Raw genomic sequence first — 19,567 nt, 5'->3', positions numbered from 1 at the left:
TAACGTGAATAATAGATGATAGAATAAATATAAAAACCAAAAGGCTTATGAAAAGACTTATTATCTCTTTGATGGCATTCATGACCGCCATGGTGCCAATTACAGCCGAAGAAACCATCGATATAGAGCAACTCGTAGTCGAGTTTTCTAGTGGTGAAACGGTAGCTATAGATTTACAGGACTCACCTGTACTGTCTTTCTCTGCTGATACCCTCGTAGCAACATCGCCAGGTATCGAGCTTCGTTATCCGATACAGCAGATAGCACAGTATTATTTCACAACTGTGCAGCGGGAAGTTACTGGCATTACTCAAGTGGTAAACTCGTCTTCTGCAAGTGAACAACCTACTCCTGAGATTTCAGACGGAAAAGCAGGCTTCTCAGGTTTGAAGGTCGGTAGTAAGGTGGTAGTTTATACCATTGATGGCAGAGTGGTAACAACCGTAAAAGCACAGGAAGACGGAACTGCTTCTGTCGACCTGAATGGTCTGGGCTCAGGTATTTTTATCCTCCAGACATCAGGTGCTAGTTTTAAAATAAACCATAAGTAAACCAAAAACTCAATATGTATATCATGATGAAAAAAACTATACTCACATTTGTAACTGCATTCGTTTCGCTCTTCAGTGCACAGGCTCAAACCTGGAATATGATAGTAACCCATGAGGATGGTAGTACAGATACTATTCCTACTGCTAAGGTGAAAAATGTAAGTTTTTCGTTGCCTGATCAGAATGCTGACCAGATTTTGATAAAGGAACTTTATAATGGTGGATGTTTGGCTAATGATGGCGTTAATTCTTTTACCAAAGATCAAGGTGTAGTGCTTTACAATAACTGTTCACAGGTAGCAGTAGCTAATAATTTAGCTGTAGGATTTGCAGGACCTTATAATAGTGCTGCTAGTAACTACTGGTATACTACAGATGGCCAACTGTCTTATAGTGATTATATTCCAGCTCTGATGGGTATCTGGTATTTCCAGACACCATTAATTATTCAACCTTATTCGCAAGTGGTCATCAGTTTCAAGAATGCTATCGACAATACACAGACTTATAGTAATTCTGTAAATTATGCCAATAAGGATTATTATACTACTTATGACCCTGAGTCAGGATTTAATCAGACTAGCAGCTACGCTGCACCAGCTGATGTTATCCCTACTTCTCATTATCTTAAAGCGGTAAAGTATGGGCAGGGTACAGCGTGGGCGCTGAGCATTGTTTCTCCTGCGTTCTTTATCTTCCAGACGCAGAATGTTACTCCTGCAGTTTATGCTAACAATACGGATAATATCATATACGACCCAGGTAAGACCGGTCCTGTATATGCCAATCTCAAGGTGCCTACATCATGGATTCTTGATGGTATCGAAGTCTATAATGCTGGTGGTGAGAATGTTAGTAAAAAACGTCTTACAGCTGATATAGATGCTGGATATGTATCACTGACTAATAAGTTGGGCCATACTCTATATCGTAATGTAGATAAAGAAGCAACAGAAGCTTTGCCAGAAAATGCAGGCAAATTGGTATATAACTATGCTCTTGGTGTAGGCAATTCTACTGATCCAAGTGGTATTGATGCTGAGGCTTCTATCAAACAAGGGGCTCATATCATTTATCAAGATACCAATAATTCTACCAATGATTTCCACGAACGTCAGAAGTTCTCTATCCGTGGTGAGTAAATTTCTGTTCTCTGGAGCACTTCTGGTGTTGAGTTCTCTTGAGGCACAAGCTCAAACGGTGAAGACCGATAGCTTACTCATGCGAGATTTTTCGTATGTGATGCAAAGTGATCCTTGGCTGATGGGTAATAATCCTTCAGCCTTGATTCGCTTTGGCTCTTCTACACTGTCAGAGGCAACCGTATCCATGACAGTGGGGAATGGAGGGTTCGTGAATTACGATCAGTCTCCCCATACCCTTACATTTGGTGCTTCTGCTGAGTCAGTCTATCGGTTGTCGCCTCGTACTGTAGTTTATGGTCGTATGAGTTACCAGAATGAGAGCAGTAGTAATATGGCTGGTTCTGCTTTTCTGAATACTTATCATTTGCCCTTTGATATTGTGGAAGACTCGTTGACCAATGAGGGGGATGAGCATCGTGACACTTATCATCTGAAAGGTGGTGTCGGTGTCGATATTTGGCATGGATGGTCTGTGGGGGCTAGTTTTGATTTCACGGCCGCTAATTTGGCCAAGTATAAAGACTTGAGACATCAGAATAAAGCCATGGACCTGACCTTCTCGGCTGGTTTTTATCTGCCTCTTGGTCATGTATCTTTAGGTGCAAATTATCTGTATCGACGCAGTACTGAGAATATTCGCTTTAAAGTATACGGACAGAGTGATAAGGTGTATAAGTCGCTGATAGCCTATGCCAACTTCATGGGACAGGTGGAACAGTTTACCACGAACGGATATACAGGAAGCAATAATGAACAGCCACTGTTCTCTGCTCGACATGGAGCCTGTGTACAGTTAGATTGGCGTATTACTCCACAGTGGCAATGGTATCATAGTATGATGGCTCAATATAGAAGTGGATACTATGGCCGTGAGTCGGCTTATACCATCACTTATATGCGCCATCATTCACATATCTATACCTATCAGTCACGTTTGTCGTATCGCCTGCCAACTTCCTTACATCGCATGGATGTATCAATCAGTGCGGAACGATTAGAGAATAATCAGAATGCTTATCTCGAAACCCTTAATGAACAAGGGGCTTCGCAGTATGAGTATTTTGGTGCTGTGAAAACGGGCGATAAATTATGGGTTGATACCCATATCGGTTATACAGGCGATATGGGCATCGATTACGAACTGCCACGGTGGACGGTTGCCACGGGGGTGAATATCGGACATCGCAAGCAGACTGGCTATCGTTATCCTTATTATCGCAGACAGCGACTCAATCAGGTACAGGGCTATATAGATGCTTGTCATCGCATACGCTTGCGCCAAGGTATTCTGCAAGCAGGATTGCTGTTCGCTTATCAGAAGGGGAGTGATGATGTGTATGAAGACCTGACTTTTGCAGAACCTTCAGCCCAACAGACCGCTCCGCCCTCTATGGATGCTTATCTGTATCGCGATTATGAATACTATACTGCTCCACAGGTTAAGGTGGGAGCAGCTCTTAAGTATTCGTTTGTCTTTCCACAAACTCGTATGAAAACTTATGTGGAAGGAAAATGCACTTATCTTAAAGCTTACAATACTGATGCTTATCTCAAAGGAGATGCATATACTACAGTAATGCTGATCGTGGGTGTCGACTTCTAAGAGATGAGAAAAACTATAAAAAAAGTATATAACAATGAAAAAGAAATTTAGATTAATGGTCATTGCGCTGATTTCGTTATCACCTTGGGTGGCAATGGCGCAATCACTCGACCAAGACCCTTCCGTACGTGTGGGTAAACTGAAGAATGGATTAACGTATTATATTCGTCATAATGCCAAAGAGGCTGGATTAGCCGATTTCTATATCGCCCAGAAAGTGGGTTCTATCCTCGAAGAACCACGTCAGCGTGGCTTGGCTCACTTCCTCGAACACATGGCTTTTAATGGTACCAAGCATTTCCCAGGTAAGGGCAAGCAGTTGGGTATTGTGCCTTGGTGTGAAACCATCGGAGTGAAGTTTGGAGCCAATCTCAATGCCTATACTTCTATTGACGAAACCGTGTATCATATTGGTAGTGCGCCTATTAAGCGCGAGGGAATTATCGATTCGTGTCTGCTTGTACTTAACGACTGGAGTCATTATATCCTGCTCGAAGATAAGGAAATTGATAAAGAGCGTGGTGTAATTCATGAAGAATGGCGTACACGTCGTGCAGGTAAAGCTGTTTCTCGTATGATGGAAGATGCTACACCACAATTATATAAGGGAACCAAGTATGAAGATTGTATGCCTATTGGTAATATGGATGTGGTAGATCATTTTGCTTATCAAGATTTGCGCGATTATTATCAAAAATGGTATCGTCCTGATCTTCAGGCTATCGTTGTCGTTGGCGATTTCGATGTGGATCAAATGGAAACTAAGATTAAGCGTCTTTTCTCAAAGATTCCTGCGGTTAAAAATCCTGCTAAGCGCGAATATTATCAGGTGAACGATAATGACAAGATGATTGTGTCTATCCAGAAAGACAAGGAGCAACCGATAATCCTGGCTCATCTGTATATGAAGTTGCCTGCTACACCATTCAACGAAAAGAATAATGTGAAGTATTTGCGTGACAACTATATCAGTTGGTTGGTAGCTCAAATGCTGAATGGTAGATTGGCTGAAGTTCGTCAGCAGGCTAATCCTCCATTCCTCAGTGCGACATCACATATTGGTACTTTTTTCGTATCGCGAACTAAAGATGCGTTCAGTCTGAGTATCAGCTGTAAACAAGATAATATCTTAGGAGGAATCCGCAAGGCCTTAGCTACTGTAGAAGCAGCTCGCCAGCATGGTTTTACTGCATCAGAATTAGAGCGTGCCAAGACACTCTACAAGACTCGTACTGAGCGCGCTGTGAAGAGTGAAAAAGATCGTACTAATTCCCATTTTGTGAATAAGTGTGTGCAAAACTTCTTGTATGGTGAACCATTGATTACTGCAAAATATGAAGATGAGTTGTCTGATAAATTGAACCAAGAAGTAACTCTGGAGGAAGTAAACCAAGAACTACAGAAATTGATAACTCATCAGAATCAGGCTTTTGTGGTATATGCTCCCGAAAATCCATCTATTGTCATTCCATCGGAAGCTGAATTTGAAAAAACTATCCTAGATGCTCAGGCACAGTCTTATGAGGCTTATCAAGAAGAGAAAGTAGATGCAGAATTGACACCAAATATGCCGCAGGCTGGCAAGATTATTGCAGAGAAAGATTTTGGCAAGTATGGTGTTCGCGAAATCACTTTGAGTAATGGTTTGAAAGTTTATGTGAAACCTACAGATTATCAGTCAGACCAAGTATTGTTCTCTTTGGAAGGATGGGGCGGAACGTCTTTATTTCCAGATCGCGATATTCCAAACTTGTCACTGATTACCAGTGCTGTAACTGCTGGTGGTGTAGGCAATTTTGATGCAACAGCACTTCGCAAAGCTCTTACCGGTAAAGCTGTTCGAATACAGCCTTCCGTAGGTGATACTCGCCAGAATATTAGTGGAAACAGTTCTGTTAAGGATATGAAGACCATGTTGCAGTTGGCTTACCTTTACTTCACTTCACCTCGTCGCGATACTGTGGCATATCAGTCGCTTATCAATCGTACAAAATCTTTCTTGACCAATCGTAGTGCTAGTCCAAAGGTCGCCTTCAATGATTCTGTTACTGCAGCACTTTATAATAATCATCCTCGTACCCGTCCGGTAGTGGCTGATACATTGGATAAGGCTAACTATGATCGTATTCTTAAACTTTACAAGTTTGCTTTTAGCGATGCTTCTAAGTTTAGAGCAACGATTATCGGTAAAGTGAATCTCGATTCTTTGCGTCCATTACTGACTCAGTATTTGGCTACCCTACCAGTTAAGACACATTGTGGCAAGTGTACACATCAGCATGATAGTATCAATTATGCTCGTGTACCACAATATTCAACAGAAAATAAAGTAGTCAAGTTTAATAAAAAGATGGCAACTCCTTTGGCTAATGTCAGCATCTTCTATACAGCTCAGTTGCCATTTACACCAAAGAACGATCTGTTGCTGGATGTATTTACGCGTACCTTGCAGATAGCTTATACTGACTCTGTTCGTGAAGAGAAGGGGGGAACTTACCATGTAGGTGTTAGTTTCGATCTTGATAAGCGACAGAATCCTGATGCAGTGATTCGTATCAGTTATAATGCAGACCCTAACCGCTATGACGAGTTGAATCCGATTATTTATCAGCAGATAGCCAATATTGCTCAGCATGGACCTGTTTCCTCAAGTCTGGCTAAGGTGAAAGAATACCTTAAAAAGCAATATGCACAGATGGCTATAACCAATGACTATTGGAGTTATGTTATCTGGCATCAGCTCAGAGATGGTGAAGACTTTGACAAAGATTATGTAAAAATGGTAGATGAAATATCACCTGCTGATATTCAGAAGTTGGCGGCTGATATTCTTCGTCAGAATCATCGTATCGAGGTGACGATGTTGTCTGCCAAATAAGTGTTTTAGCTGAAAAGCAAAGAAGAGAAGCTGACTTGAGTCTGCTTCTCTTCTTTTTTTGTTATAGATATATGCCGTTAAAAAAAGTTGAACCTTCCTAAGGATTTAGAGTAGAGACTTGATGCACTCTTCTACTTTGCTCATGTCGTCAGTTGGTTCGAAACGAGCAACAACAGCACCGTTCTTGTCAACAACAAATTTAGTGAAGTTCCACTGAATATCGTCTTTCTTGCGTGGTTCAGGGTTGTGTTCGTTGTAAAGTTTCTCCATGATAGCAGCAAGTTTTTCTTCATACTGTCCTTCAAAACCTTTTTGGCTCTTCAACCATGCAAAGAGAGGAAGTTCGTTTGCACCATTAACTTCGCTCTTCTTGAATTGAGGAAAATCAGTACCAAATTTCATCGTGCAGAACTGTGTAATTTCCTCATCGCTGCCTGGAGTCTGGTGACCAAACTGGTCGCAAGGGATGTCCAAAATTTCTAGACCTTGTTCCTTTAGGCGGCCATACATAGCCTCGAGTTCCTCGTACTGAGGAGTGAAACCACAACCTGTAGCTGTATTTACAATCAGCAATACTTTACCTTGATACTGTGAAAGACTTACTTCGTTGCCTTTTTTGTCTTTTAAATTAAAATCATATACTGTTGTCATAATTCAATATTTATTTAAAGGGTTTTACTTACGATATTTTTTAATTAATTGTTCGAGAAGTTCGCCATGATGAATTTCTTGACGGATGAATTCTTCAACCTGCTTTGCACCTTCTTCTGAACCTAATGCACGAAGAGCTTCTGCGAGAGGAGCTAATACCTTTTCTGCTGCATACTCACCTTTGGCTGCTTTTTCCATGATGCCATAGATATCTTCAGGATAGGTGCCATTAAGCATTGCGTAGAAGCCTGCGTGATTACTTTCCTGGTCAGCCATCTGCTCTAGAGTGTTGCTAACTTCTTCAGGAAGTTGCTGCTCACGAGCCATACGTGCTAACGCATAATATTGCTTTGTACCGTTTGCTTCGGCATTAGCAGCTGCTGTAATCATCTTTTCTAATTCTGTGCCTTTGGTAAGGCCATATAGTTTCTTCTCCATTTTATTTTAAAGTCTTTTTTGTGTTCCTTATCGTTTACGATGCAAATATAGAGCTTCTTTTTTATATCGCAAGCGATTGTGCTTTCGTTTTAACAATGTTTAGTAAATATCGTAGGCGATGATAGATAGAGAAGTGATATTTAACAGAATTAGCCGTTATTGTTCATTTTTTCATAGATCTTTGATGGATTAATAATCTTGATGCGATAAATTTCTCCAAAAATAAATATTTAAAATGAGAAAAGCAAGTATTTCTCACTCTTCTTTATTATCTTCTTCATTTTTTTTTCTTGTTTCAGCCAATGCTTCTTCGTAGCCGGTTAGTGCAGCAAAGGGAGCAAACTGTGCAGCCCTGTTTATCATCGGCATTTGTGGATGATTCTTAGAAATGGGATGCTCCATATGAATAATATCGTCGTATTTTCCAGTCATAATCTTCTCCTTTCGTTCTTATTATACTAGATTCATTAGGCTTTATGCCCACCTATTTGGTTATTTCTTTCTTTGGTAGTTGCACCCTCATCAAAGTCAAGTCCTTTGAGAATCGCATTCTTGCCAAATTTCTTTTTGATGCTCAGCATGGCCTTTTGCATTTTTCGTTCTTTTGTCAGCTCGTTCTGTTTTTTTTGTTTATCTTCGATTAAGGCTTCGTTATCGGCGAATAAATCGAGTTGCATAGGAGCATGCTGCTCTTTTTCTGCTTCGCTTTCGTCTACGATGTTGCAAGCAGTAATATTCAGTCGTCTCACGAGCAATTTGGGGTCTGTGATACGATAATAAAGGGCTACTACAGCATCACGAATGAGGCGGGTAGAAGAAGTAAGTTGGTCTAAGTTAGCAGTACTGTGAGCCGATTTGGGAACCTTGCGCCCATAGTAATCATAGCCTACAGCACCGGTATACTTTGAAGCAATAGCAGGATTATCAAGTGATTCCCGGTCATAACCGATATTAATAACGATTTGACGGGTAACCAGATGCTTGTCTACAAGATCAAGTGATAAGGCTTCAGCCATTTCCTTCATGACGACAAGTGCCTTTTCAAAAGTATATGCAGACTGTAATACTTGTCCTGATCCGAGCGAATTAGCCTGAGGTTTATAGGCCTTGATATATTTCATCGTACAAGGCTCCCATCCCCAGGCGTGATCAATGATCAGTTCTGCATTAACACCAAATAGGCGATAAAGTTGTTCTTCATGGGTCAGTGAGTACCGGGCCACATCGCCCATGGTATGCATGCCGTAATTTTCCAGTTTTTCAGCGATACCATGTCCTATTCGCCAGAAATCGGTAAGTGGCTGATGATCCCAAAGTTGTTTGCGATAAGTCATTTCATCAAGTTCTGCGATACGTACACCATCCTTGTCTGCAGGCACATGTTTGGCTACAACATCCATAGCCACTTTAGCCAGATAGAGATTACTTCCGATACCAGCTGTCGCCGTGATACCCGTTTCATTCAAGATGTCATGAATAATATCCATTGTCAATTCATGAGCAGACTTCTTATACGAAGCCAGATAATCGGTAACATCCATAAAGACTTCGTCGATAGAATACACATGAATGTCTTCTGCCGCAATGTATTTCAGATAGATGCCGTATATTTTAGAGCTGATGCGGATATATTCTGCCATTCGTGGAGGTGCTATGATATAGTCTACTTCCCAGTCTTTGTGTTCACGAAGTTCGTGTGCAAGAGCAGATTTGCCTTTAAAGCGATGGTCGGGTATGCGTGATAGGCGATCTTGGTTTATCTCGCGTATGCGTTGCACCACCTCAAATAGACGAGCTCTGCCACCAATATGACAGGCTTTAAGCATGGGCGAAACCGCCAAACAGATGGTTTTTTCGGTTCTGCTCTCGTCTGCTACAACAAGATTGGTAGTCAAAGGATCGAGACCTCTGGCTACACATTCCACAGAACTGTAGTACGACTTCAGATCGATGGCTACATATATGCGCTGTTTTTGTTTGATAAGCCTATACCTATTATATATACTATGCAAAAATACGAAAAAAAGGAAGAATAGCCGAATCTTTTGGGCAAATTAAAATACGATTAGTCCCGACATCATTATTCAGAACAACTTTCTAATATACCTATTTTAGATAGGAAAATTCCTATTTGAAATAGAGATTATTCTTTCGTCATCTTTTTAGCATTCGCTATCTTTGCGATAGAAAGAACAAATAAAAATAGAGAATTATGAAAGGATTAAAAACATTATTAGTAGCTTTCATGGTCATGTTGACCACTACTGTCAATGCAATGACATATAGTTACGTAAGAAACGAAGCACTACGCATGACCAATGCTATGGCAAGAGAATTAAGACTTTCTCGAGATCAGTACCGGGATGTATTTGCCATTAATTTGGATTATATGCGTAATGTGAACAACAAGCAACGTGACGTTATTGCTTGGAAAGAAAGAAATAAAAGACTGGATAGGGTGCTGACAAGAAGTCAATATCGTGAATATAAAAAGATGAAGAATCTCTATCATCCCAAGCATGACCAAGAACTAATCAAGCGTGATGCAGCACATCATCAGCATCATCATGCTCGTCACAAACACCATCTGAACCATTATTACGACTAACCTCATTTACAACAATGCTCCTTAATGGGAGCATTGTTTTTGCTATTGATAAAGGTCAAGAATACAACGAAAATATGCTAAATAACATAGAAATATTTGGTGTGTTCGTGCACAATGCGTATCTTTGCAGTGTAAAAAGAAATAAAAGAATGTATAACGAGACTAATACGGGTCTCATAAAGATGTAGAAAGGATAATAATTATGATGACATTAATGGTAGTTTTAGCAGTTGTAGTAGCAGTTGCAGCAAATGCAGTAAATGTAAATAACAAGATTGCTGCTGGTAAGTAAAGACAATGCTGTTCACCTTAAGGTGCAGCTTTCGTAGATAATTCTTTTAAACGATATAGTAATCGGATTCCTTTTGGAATTCGATTTTTTTTGTTATTAGTCCTTATCTTTTTATAATAAAAATACTCCCATCTTACTTCATTTCCTTTTTTAGCGGACAGCAGTAATCATTTTTTCAATCGAATAAAACCAATATATGTAAATGACTGTTAATTTGCCTCTGGTCGTATACGATATTTATTAATAGCTGTTAATAAGTATATTTAATCGTTTGCGATGAAGAATATTATTTGTATCTTTGCATCGTAAACGATAGTAGAATTAAAATCCATTTAAAGGAATAGAAGACAATAACACCAACACAATTCTATTATATATCAAAAAGCTCAGGAAATTTTTTATCTCCTGGGCTTCTTAATTTTCTAGTCTTCTTTCATTTTTTACATAAAACGACGATCTTATAACATATATTCCATTATGTTGCCTGCTATTGATATTTATATATAGTAATGCCTTTAGAAACAAATCGTTTCATCAAGTTCCATCATTTGTCTTACCAAATGCCATGATATATATTTTACCCTCGAACAAAAGCATTGCTCCATAAGAGCGAACACGTGGCTGATCGCTTAAGATTTGCTTAAGACAGTGGATGGCTCTATACCATTGTTTTAAAGTCGCCAAAATGTTTTCGGCAACTTCTGTTGGTCTTTATCCAATGCTTACCTTGTACTATTCTCCACCATACCGTACAAAAAATCGATGTCAACAATACGAAGTTCTGTCTTACCTTTAGCAGATGGAGTCTCCTGGAATGTATCAGCTTTGCCGCCTGCTAACTCTGCCATATCACCCGTTGCCTTCTGTGTCTTGGTATTGCCTAACATCTTGATCGTGATGGCTTTAGCAGATACAGGTTTATCAATATTAATATGCACATAGCCCAGGGTAGGGTAGGTCCAACCTCTCCAGATTTCTTTTCCGTCAGCATAGATAGCTAATGGATAATATTTGTCGCGCCAACCAGTTAATTTGAGGGTAATTTCATCGATAGCAGTTGGTTGTTCCAGTTGGTAGGTAATCCAGGCGTTTTCTAGTTTCCCGTCACTTTTCCATTCTGTTAATTCGTTGTCATCATAACTTAGCGCAGCTTCAGCAGCATTGCTTCCTGCCTCTACTCCGACAATGGCGACGGTCTGTCGAATATCGGTATAGGATGGTGTGTTAGGCGTTTCACCTCGTTTCAGGTTGCTGGCCAGTGTCAGTCCAGGATTGTAATGCTGCTGGTCTATTGATTCCGTTTGAAGTTTTAGCGATACTGGCTGCATACCATCCGCGCTTGCAGTAAGCTGAAGGATACCCGGTTTTGTTGTAGAACGAACCATAATACGATTGATACCACATTCTACGGGTAAGGTCATACTGTTAATGAAGTTGTCTACAGTATTTTGCTTGTTGTTTGACATGGCGATACCACCAATCCATTCCCCTTCGCCCTTTTGCGTAAAGGTTATCATACGATTGTCGAGAGGGCAACGGTGTCCTTGAGCATCAACGATTTCCACATCAACGAGAGCAACATCAGCTCCGTCGGCTTTGAAGCCTAAAGGATTCAGGATAGGTGTGAGTTTGATATGGTCTGGTTTACCCGCAGTCTCCAATGTATATCGACTTACTTCCTTGCCTTTGATATAAGATACAGCCTCAAGTTTTCCAGCTTCATAGTGTACACCCTGGAAAGTAAAGAGATATTCATCAGAGCGCTTGCCGCGACCAAGAGATTTGCCATTGAGGAATAGTTCTACTTCATCGCCCGTACTGACTACATATTCCGTCTTAACAGTACCGGCAGGATAATTCCAGTGACCGATAATATATGTGCCGTTTTGCTCTGGGGTAACCCAACCATTCCACATCACCTGATGAGCAAAGTAAGAATCTTTGGGTATACGCATCGCATCAGTAACACCACTGGTGCGATAATTGGCCTCACCGCGATGATGTGTGTTTGTATCGGAGAATATAATCTTGACACCACCGCTGCTGACACGTTTTCCGGTACCTGGTCGCTCGATAAAATATTCATACCAACGCTTCACCATAGACACAGCTAGTGAATCCATGTTATGGTTGTATTCTAAAGCCGGTTTGCCACGATAGAGCGGTCCGTCACCTTCTTTGTGGTATGGATAACTCTCGTCATCCCAGTATTTTCGTAGTCCCTCATCGCGATGATATTCCATACTCCACATCGGGTGGGTAGCACTCTTATTGATGTATAGCATTTCACCACCATATTCGGCTTCGGCTATATCGAGCATTTCTCGAGAACCGATGGCTCTTCCGCCATTGGGATCATAAGTGTCACGAATTTGACGTAATTCTATCATGTGTTCGCGTGAAATACTTTCGTTTCCCCCTTCATAGAAGAGGATGGATGGGTTGTTGCGATTATAAATAATGGCATCGCGCATCAGGAGTTTGCGTTGTTCCCATCGGCGACCGGTTACATCTTTCTCTGCATCACCGGCAGGCATAGCCTGAATGAGTCCTACTCGATCACAACTCTCTACATCTTGCTTCGATGGAGTGACGTGCATCCAGCGTACCACATTTCCGCCTGATTCTACCATCAGACGATTGCTATAGTCACTCAACCAGGCTGGAATGTCTATACCTACACCCGGCCACTCATTGCTTGTACGTTGGGCATACCCATGAACCATCATGCATCGGTCATTAAGCCAGATTTTACCTTCACCAAACTGGGTTTTGCGAAAACCAGTGCGAATGATATTTTCATCGATAGGGCTACCATCTTCATTCTGAAGGATTGTTTTTACGGTATAGAGATAGCCATAGCCCCATGACCAGAAATGCGCATGATGAAGTACTCCCTTTGCATTAACAGACGTAGTCTCTCCGGGTTGAAGGGTATATTTCTTGCCCTTGAAATGAGCAACTTCTTTACCATTCGCATCAAGTACTTTACAGGCATAGACAAAGGTTCGAGCTTGAGAATCCTCGTTTCGTACTTGGCTTTCTGCATGTACCGTTACTTGTTTGCCTGCCGTGTCGTAGTCGGTACCATAGACATATACCCCAGTAGTACCCAAATTACTATATAAAGGTAGAGTTTGATAGAGTAAATCTGTTTGATGCAGCCATACATTCTTGGTTATTCCACCATAGTTGGCATTAAAGTTTTTATCGTTCCATTGGTACCTCTGGTTGGTAGCGCGCTCGTGATAGTTCCAGTCATTATCGACACGAACGGCTAAAACATTCTTTCCTTTTTTAATAAACGGAGTGAGATCATATCCTGACGCCATGACACCATTTTCTGATAGTCCGATATGATGGCCATTAAGATAAAAATCAGCCGCGAAGCGTACTCCTTCGAACTCTATGAAATATTTTCGATTTTGAATTTCGTTTATCGTAAAATGCTTACGATACCAGATAATGGTATCCGATAGATTTTCGATACTTACTCGAAAGGCTTCCTGTCGGTTGAAAGCGTAAGGTAAGGTTACTTTTTTCCAGTTCTTGTCTTTGTAAGTTACAGACTGTGCTTCAGGAAAGTCACCCACCTGCATTAGCCACCCGCCATTGAAGTTCAGTTTTTCTCTTTCTATAGCCGAGATATTACCAGAAAGTAATAGCACGATAAAAAGTGAATAAATCTTTTTCATGTATTATTTGATCTGTTTCTAAGATTAATTTACATGCAAAGATAGAAAAGATTATGATATTACACGTCATGTTTGTACATAAATTTAGGCAATGATATAGCAGTTGGCACAAAAAACACACAAAAAAATGAGCAGCTTAACAAGGTTGCTCATTTTCATTATATCAAATTCCGTTTCAAATATTGCTCTATTGTTTCTTTGATGATAGTGTTTATCTTCTTTTCTTGTTCTGTGACTATTCGGCCATTTTCCATTGCCTCATGGACTATAACAAGTGTTTCTCCATTCTGTTGAATTGTCTTGGTATATGAGAACATTAACGAGCCAACTCTTAAAACCAACATTTTGTCTCTTCTCCAAGCAAATGGTGCTGAATTTACAGATGAGGCATTGCCGTTTGCTACTGAACTTTCTAATTTTTCAAATGCACTTATTATTTGTCCATACATATTTGGTATACGTCCTTTGTATGCAATACCAATCAGGAATATTCTATTGACTACATTTCTAACATCATCACTAACTATTACCATTACCTCCTATTGATTTCCTCATGTCTTCCAATGTCATGTAGCCATTTGATAAATACCAATTAACGTCTACCTCATAATCAGAAAACTTATTTTCAGTTAGCAGTTGAGAATCCATAAATTCACTATGCTCAACAACCTTAGTTTTACCTTCTTTATTAATCAAGTGTACTTTCTTACCCATATGATTCTATCTTTATAATTCTACAATAAATATCCTTATTTGCGTAAAATATACATAAAAAAACTGATAAAAACAAATCTTCGTGATATTTATTAGAAAAATAACGAATTAATACGTATTATAATATGAATAAGAAACTTATAAGATTAACAGAATCAGACTTGCATAGAATCGTGAAAGAATCGGTGAATAGAGTATTGAGAGAATGGGATGAGTATAATGAATTTGACAGAAACGGTGATGCAAGTGATGTGTCCCCCTCATACGAAAGATATGAACATATGCGCATAAAATTACTTAGAGAACCAACGATACACAGCCTCGTCAATGTATTGACTGCAAATGCTTATCAGACACATCGTGATAACAGCCCACAATCATTCTTCTGAAGTGACTCCAAAAGCCCTCAATGCTATTGGTGAACACGTCACCATTGGCATACTCTTCAGCACCGTGAGCAACCACAGCGTGAGTACTCATCAGTATTGATAGTAATCAGTTTATCGGTATTTATACTACTAATTCTTTAGTTTAAATTCAACTAGAACAGGATTATCTCCTTTCTTTGAATTCTTGATGATATTATATAACTTGCCTTTTTTTAGTAGATTTGAATCCAATAAAAACTTATAAACGGATATGTCTTGATAGTATCCATAAAAAGAATTATCTGCTGTAAAGCTTAAAAAAGTAGGGAATACTCGATCTGTTTTTTCCTTGAACATACCAGTTTCAAGTTCGTATATATTTTTTTTGATTTTGTCATAAAAATAATATTTATTTGAGAGCCCATAATTATTTCCTATGGATAAACCTAAAATAATCCCATGCTTTGCTTCCATAAACATTCCTGGTGATAAATATGTATATGATTGTGTTTTGAGCATGTCGGAAACTTGCTGATATTTTATACTTTCATTTTTTTTGGACCATATACTCTTTTTTTGTTTGACAACATATTTCGGATAATATGTTAAATTATCATTTATGCAATATACCGTATCTGAATATAAAGGAATGAATGTTGCATAATGACCATGTTCGTATAAGTTATTTTCAACGAAAGCGTTCTCTGTTATTGGAGGCATAGAAAATTGTTTTGCTATCGTTTTCTTCCCATCGGTTACAACAATAAGATGACTATCTTCTAGATTCGCATCATTGCCATATAGTAAGGAATGGATATAATATTTCCCTATTTTTCTTGCAAATGGACTTGCAACAATTTCATCCATAGTTCCAAGACATTTTCCTGTGCGAAGAGAAAATTTAAATATTTTCTTTTCTCTATCGTCAATACCTAAAATTATATTCTCTTTTGGCAAGATCTGGAAGTCTCTGAGAACTATATATTCATTACGTCCATGTCCTTTGTAATCAATTGTTTTTAAATACTTTCCTTTGCCATTAAAAATGTAAATTTTATCGTTGGATAAAATATAGAAATTATTTTTGTATTTTCTGATTTTTTCTATTTGTCCTAAAGGGACGCTATTATCGAGTTGGATATAATTAGGTTCAGTGATGTAATTATGCATAAAATCCTGCTCAGTCAATACCTTAGAGTTACTTAAATCTATATTTTCCACCTTACACGTAAGCCTTTTTAACTCATTCAACTTATTATAATCTACATATCCTTCAGGTTTGTTAGAGCATGATAGACAGATAATAGAAGCGATCGTTATAAAACACAGGTTTTTCATTTTGATGATATTTATGATATTAAATTTATTTATGCGACTATTTACTAATATGATTTTTTACAAAAAAGAAGTCGGCAGTCTTTTCTGCATTGCCAAGGTCTATTATTTGGTATTTTCCTTTTTCTAGCGGCAAGGCAGGTACATTGTCGTAGTCGTTTTCATTATCTTTGTGCAAATTACATGCAGCAAACAAAATAATACAACAAACAAATATTATAAGGTTTTTCATCGTTAAAATGGTCTTATTATTTTATTCTATTTTTTAGATCAATGATTTATACGTATAGTAATGAACAGGTTTGCTTGTTTTCATGAGTTGATAATTTTTGCATAAATTTCGGGCAAAAGTATAAAATCTTCATTGTAATAGTTGATATGGATGTTTAATTTTGGTTAACATGATTCGTAGATATGTTAAAATGTAACATGTAAAAAAGTATTTGATACAAGATGTAAAATAGATATCTTGCAGATTTCGCCTATAATCGATTTGACTGTCAAATAATTTATCAAAAAACAGTGTTTTCAAAAATCGTCATCTAGCTTAAAATATTCAACTTTTGGTCAGCCTGTTTGGACTTTTTTCTTCCCCTCGATTTTCTCTCCCGCCAAAACCCCAGGTCCTGGGGGTCAAAACCTAAGACTTTGTTCGCTAAACTCTATGACCTTATCGCGTCAACCCTAAGCTTTTGACCCCTAGGAGCTGGGGTTTTGGCGCCCTTTTTTTTAACCGAAGAAATGTTAAATGTGTAACATATTGATATTCAGATAGATACAAAAATTCTTCAAAATTCACGTATTTGAGGCATTCTTACATTGCAATTTCAAATACGCAAGTCTCATGAGGGTTCTTGTCCGTAAATTTCAAATCGGTTCTTTTGTTGTACATGTCGTAGAAAGGTATGTATCTAACAATGGTAAAAGTAGTGCTGATGCCGTAAAAATTGTCGGGGAGTGTAGTAAGCTGCGTCAACCAGTTTCGTCATGTTATTGCCGATGGTGGCGGAAGTAGGGCCATAGCAATCAGAGAAAGACAGTCTGCCAATACTCGTCATGTTATTGCCGATGGTGACGGAAGTAAGGCCAGAGCAATCAGTGAATGCATGCATAATTGCCAATACTCGTATAATTTGTGGGAGTAGGGGAGTCCTATAATTAATCTTCCTTCTTTAAGTCTAAAACTCATTCTCATATTTCATATATTATAATGTGTACGTCCACAGGGACAAGCTTCTGTTGTCAAAGAACGTGCAAAATCTTAGTTTTTTGCAATTTTTTCTTGAAAACATTTGGAGGTTATGGATATTTTGTATACCTTTGCACTCGCTTTCGAACAAACGGAAGCAGCCAAATAACGTTGGTTACGAGGCTTAAAAGAAAGAGTTCTTTGAAAAGATTACATAGACAGAGAAGTAGTACAAGAAGCGTTCACATATTATAGATATGTGTGAATGGGTAACAAAAACGAACCGTCAAGTTTAGTTTTTGTCCAGGCTTTAAACCGACTTCAATAAAAGGATAAGCGTCCTTGAAACAGAGACAAATAATCTATTCAATTAGATATTCAAAGATATTTTACAATGGAGAGTTTGATCCTGGCTCAGGATGAACGCTAGCTACAGGCTTAACACATGCAAGTCGAGGGGTAACATGAAGAAAGCTTGCTTTCTTTGATGACGACCGGCGCACGGGTGAGTATCGCGTATCCAACCTGCCCATAAGTAGGGAATAGCCTTGCGAAAGTAAGATTAATGCCCTATGGTTTCCATTAAAGACATCTGAGATGGAATAAAGATTTATCGCTTATGGATGGGGATGCGTCTGATTAGGTAGTAGGCGGGGTAACGGCCCACCTAGCCGACGATCAGTAGGGGTTCTGAGAGGAAGGTCCCCCACATTGGAACTGAGACACGGTCCAAACTCCTACGGGAGGCAGCAGTGAGGAATATTGGTCAATGGACGGAAGTCTGAACCAGCCAAGTAGCGTGCAGGATGACGGCCCTATGGGTTGTAAACTGCTTTTTTAGGGGAATAAAGTTAGCCACGTGTGGTTATTTGCATGTACCCTACGAATAAGGACCGGCTAATTCCGTGCCAGCAGCCGCGGTAATACGGAAGGTCCGGGCGTTATCCGGATTTATTGGGTTTAAAGGGAGCGCAGGCCGTTTGGTAAGCGTGTTGTGAAATGTCCGGGCTCAACCTGGGCACTGCAGCGCGAACTGTCAGACTTGAGTGCACAGGAAGCGGGCGGAATTCGTGGTGTAGCGGTGAAATGCTTAGATATCACGAAGAACTCCAATTGCGAAGGCAGCTCGCTGTAGTGTTACTGACGCTAAAGCTCGAAAGTGCGGGTATCGAACAGGATTAGATACCCTGGTAGTCCGCACGGTAAACGATGGATGCCCGCTGTTTGCCCTTCGGGGTGAGTGGCTAAGCGAAAGCGTTAAGCATCCCACCTGGGGAGTACGCCGGCAACGGTGAAACTCAAAGGAATTGACGGGGGCCCGCACAAGCGGAGGAACATGTGGTTTAATTCGATGATACGCGAGGAACCTTACCCGGGCTTGAATTGCAGATGACGGATCTAGAGATAGAGACTTCCTTCGGGACATCTGTGAAGGTGCTGCATGGTTGTCGTCAGCTCGTGCCGTGAGGTGTCGGCTTAAGTGCCATAACGAGCGCAACCCTTCTCTTCAGTTGCCATCAGGTAGAGCTGGGCACTCTGGAGACACTGCCACCGTAAGGTGTGAGGAAGGTGGGGATGACGTCAAATCAGCACGGCCCTTACGTCCGGGGCTACACACGTGTTACAATGGCCGGTACAGAAAGTCGGATGCCCGTAAGGTCATTCTAATCAAGAAAGCCGGTCCCAGTTCGGACTGAGGTCTGCAACCCGACCTCACGAAGCTGGATTCGCTAGTAATCGCGCATCAGCCATGGCGCGGTGAATACGTTCCCGGGCCTTGTACACACCGCCCGTCAAGCCATGAAAGCCGGGGGTGCCTGAAGTCCGTGACCGCAAGGGTCGGCCTAGGGCAAAACTGGTAATTGGGGCTAAGTCGTAACAAGGTAGCCGTACCGGAAGGTGCGGCTGGAACACCTCCTTTCTGGAAGAGATGCTTATTTAGAAGTAAGTAAAAGTCAAGAGACATGACAAACGTAAAGGTTGGTTGATGTCATCCAAAGTTTCCTTGTACTACAGAACCTGTTTAATATATAAGAGAAAAAGGAAGCCGGGCTCGAAGATGCAAGCCCAGAAATCTTGGACAGTCAGCCAACCCGGAAC

General features: G+C 40.0%; 17 protein-coding genes and 1 rRNA gene. 7 read left to right on the top strand and 11 right to left on the bottom strand.

Annotated elements, in window-relative coordinates; all coding sequences use genetic code 11:
• Window positions 1-47 precede the first annotated feature (47 nt).
• Genes L6469_RS10770 through L6469_RS10755 form a run of 4 tightly spaced genes read left to right on the top strand, consistent with a single transcriptional unit; the run spans window position 48 to window position 6,177 of the window.
• Window positions 48-551, top strand: a complete 504-nt coding sequence (locus L6469_RS10770) for a T9SS type A sorting domain-containing protein (RefSeq protein ID WP_006281655.1) — start codon at window positions 48-50, stop codon at window positions 549-551.
• A gap of 26 nt (window positions 552-577) precedes the next feature.
• Window positions 578-1,693, top strand: a complete 1,116-nt coding sequence (locus tag L6469_RS10765) for a DUF4876 domain-containing protein (protein WP_039869761.1) — start codon at window positions 578-580, stop codon at window positions 1,691-1,693.
• Window positions 1,650-3,299 carry a DUF6850 family outer membrane beta-barrel protein gene (locus L6469_RS10760; protein ID WP_143067181.1) on the top strand — a complete coding sequence of 550 codons (1,650 nt, stop codon included), beginning with the start codon at window positions 1,650-1,652 and terminating at the stop codon, window positions 3,297-3,299. Before L6469_RS10765 ends, L6469_RS10760 begins: the two co-directional genes overlap by 44 nt.
• A gap of 34 nt (window positions 3,300-3,333) precedes the next feature.
• Window positions 3,334-6,177, top strand: a complete 2,844-nt coding sequence (locus tag L6469_RS10755; protein WP_039869736.1) for a M16 family metallopeptidase — start codon at window positions 3,334-3,336, stop codon at window positions 6,175-6,177.
• 105 nt (window positions 6,178-6,282) lie between these two features.
• On the opposite strand, the gene L6469_RS10750 is transcribed toward L6469_RS10755, so the two are convergent.
• The 4 genes from L6469_RS10750 to L6469_RS10735 all read right to left on the bottom strand — a co-directional run bounded on the left by L6469_RS10750 (window position 6,283) and on the right by L6469_RS10735 (window position 9,278).
• Entirely contained in the window at window positions 6,283-6,828 is a 546-nt protein-coding gene (locus tag L6469_RS10750; protein ID WP_006281651.1) for a glutathione peroxidase, read from the bottom strand.
• A 24-nt stretch (window positions 6,829-6,852) separates the two neighbouring features.
• Window positions 6,853-7,266 (bottom strand): ferritin family protein, encoded by a 414-nt coding sequence (locus tag L6469_RS10745; RefSeq protein WP_006281650.1) that lies wholly within the window; start codon window positions 7,264-7,266, stop codon window positions 6,853-6,855.
• Between the two features lie 255 nt (window positions 7,267-7,521).
• Window positions 7,522-7,698: a hypothetical protein gene (locus tag L6469_RS10740; RefSeq protein ID WP_173652116.1), complete on the bottom strand. Its 177-nt coding sequence runs from the start codon at window positions 7,696-7,698 to the stop codon at window positions 7,522-7,524.
• Between the two features lie 35 nt (window positions 7,699-7,733).
• Window positions 7,734-9,278, bottom strand: a complete 1,545-nt coding sequence (locus L6469_RS10735; protein WP_006281648.1) for a DNA methylase — start codon at window positions 9,276-9,278, stop codon at window positions 7,734-7,736.
• Window positions 9,279-9,478: 200 nt separating this feature from the next.
• Here L6469_RS10735 and L6469_RS10730 point away from each other — a divergent pair, with 200 nt between their 5' ends.
• Window positions 9,479-9,874, top strand: coding sequence for a hypothetical protein (locus L6469_RS10730; RefSeq protein ID WP_006281647.1), 396 nt, complete (start codon window positions 9,479-9,481; stop codon window positions 9,872-9,874).
• 1,014 nt (window positions 9,875-10,888) lie between these two features.
• On the opposite strand, the gene L6469_RS10725 is transcribed toward L6469_RS10730, so the two are convergent.
• The 3 genes from L6469_RS10725 to L6469_RS10715 form a co-directional block, all read right to left on the bottom strand.
• Window positions 10,889-13,861: a glycoside hydrolase family 2 protein gene (locus L6469_RS10725; RefSeq protein ID WP_006281645.1), complete on the bottom strand. Its 2,973-nt coding sequence runs from the start codon at window positions 13,859-13,861 to the stop codon at window positions 10,889-10,891.
• A 158-nt stretch (window positions 13,862-14,019) separates the two neighbouring features.
• The gene (locus L6469_RS10720) at window positions 14,020-14,394 is read right to left on the bottom strand and encodes a hypothetical protein (protein ID WP_006281644.1); all 375 of its coding nucleotides are present in this window, start codon (window positions 14,392-14,394) and stop codon (window positions 14,020-14,022) included.
• Window positions 14,381-14,575 carry a hypothetical protein gene (locus L6469_RS10715; RefSeq protein ID WP_039869734.1) on the bottom strand — a complete coding sequence of 65 codons (195 nt, stop codon included), beginning with the start codon at window positions 14,573-14,575 and terminating at the stop codon, window positions 14,381-14,383. The genes L6469_RS10720 and L6469_RS10715 overlap by 14 nt, the downstream gene beginning before the upstream one ends.
• A gap of 125 nt (window positions 14,576-14,700) precedes the next feature.
• Between L6469_RS10715 and L6469_RS14820 the strand changes: the two genes are divergently transcribed.
• Window positions 14,701-14,964: a hypothetical protein gene (locus L6469_RS14820; protein WP_039869731.1), complete on the top strand. Its 264-nt coding sequence runs from the start codon at window positions 14,701-14,703 to the stop codon at window positions 14,962-14,964.
• On the opposite strand, the gene L6469_RS14815 is transcribed toward L6469_RS14820, so the two are convergent.
• The 4 genes from L6469_RS14815 to L6469_RS14810 form a co-directional block, all read right to left on the bottom strand.
• On the bottom strand, window positions 14,900-15,055 hold the full coding sequence (locus L6469_RS14815; RefSeq protein ID WP_006281643.1) for an IS1595 family transposase: 156 nt from the start codon (window positions 15,053-15,055) through the stop codon (window positions 14,900-14,902). The two genes, L6469_RS14820 and L6469_RS14815, sit on opposite strands and share 65 nt — an antisense overlap.
• A 38-nt stretch (window positions 15,056-15,093) precedes the next feature.
• Window positions 15,094-16,164, bottom strand: coding sequence for a 6-bladed beta-propeller (locus L6469_RS10705; RefSeq protein WP_162091543.1), 1,071 nt, complete (start codon window positions 16,162-16,164; stop codon window positions 15,094-15,096).
• A gap of 154 nt (window positions 16,165-16,318) precedes the next feature.
• Entirely contained in the window at window positions 16,319-16,510 is a 192-nt protein-coding gene (locus L6469_RS10700; protein ID WP_006281641.1) for a hypothetical protein, read from the bottom strand.
• A 679-nt stretch (window positions 16,511-17,189) separates the two neighbouring features.
• Window positions 17,190-17,336 carry a hypothetical protein gene (locus tag L6469_RS14810; RefSeq protein ID WP_371262737.1) on the bottom strand — a complete coding sequence of 49 codons (147 nt, stop codon included), beginning with the start codon at window positions 17,334-17,336 and terminating at the stop codon, window positions 17,190-17,192.
• A 522-nt stretch (window positions 17,337-17,858) separates the two neighbouring features.
• Here L6469_RS14810 and L6469_RS10690 point away from each other — a divergent pair.
• Window positions 17,859-19,388: ribosomal RNA gene (locus L6469_RS10690) — 16S ribosomal RNA — on the top strand.
• Window positions 19,389-19,567: the final 179 nt, after the last annotated feature.

Source organism: Segatella baroniae B14, from assembly GCF_022024235.1.
GTDB lineage: Bacteria > Bacteroidota > Bacteroidia > Bacteroidales > Bacteroidaceae > Prevotella > Prevotella bryantii.
The sequence above is the reverse complement of the archived record's forward strand: the minus strand, read 5'-3'. Positions and strand labels throughout refer to the sequence as shown.